The organism is Pseudomonas sp. F220, assembly GCF_057813935.1.
This window is the reverse complement of record NZ_JBVASJ010000140.1, coordinates 1-508: the sequence shown is the minus strand read 5'-3', so window position 1 is coordinate 508 and position 508 is coordinate 1. Positions and strand designations below refer to the sequence as shown.

1 protein-coding gene is annotated in these 508 nt (G+C 60.8%); it reads left to right on the top strand.

What is annotated here, in order from left to right; all coding sequences use genetic code 11:
- Positions 1-508: type VI secretion system baseplate subunit TssG (locus ACZYSM_RS29350; RefSeq protein WP_489077194.1), on the top strand; the 508-nt coding region annotated here is incomplete at both ends.

Sequence of the window (508 nt, the reverse complement as noted above, 5' to 3'; positions counted from 1 at the left end):
CAAGTTTCCTGGACGATATCGCTCAGCGTCGCGAAGGTCATGAAGCCCTTGAAGCGTTCCTGGATATTTTTAATCACCGGATCTTCACTCAGTTCTACCGTATCTGGCGTAAGTACTCTTACCCGGCAACATTCGAAGCGGGCGGCACCGATGCGACTTCGCAATGCCTGCTGGGGTTGATTGGTCTCGGAATTCCCGGCACCGCCCAGCAGATCGCTACGCCGATATCGCGCTTCCTGGCGCTGCTCAGCGTGATGCGTCTGCCCACCCGCAACGCTGAAGGCATCATCGCGCTGGTCAAACTGCTAGCCCCCAACACCCAGACCCGAGTGACCCCGCACTGGCCACAGAAAGTGGCCTTGACGCAGCCGGCGAGCCTGTCCCGAAGTCGACCGGTGAGCCTGTCTCAGGGCACGCCTCTGGGCAGCGTCGGGCAAGACGCCAACAGTCAGTTGCACCTGGCGTTGTTCACCGAGGACCTGAACGAAGCGCGTGGCTGGTTGCCCGG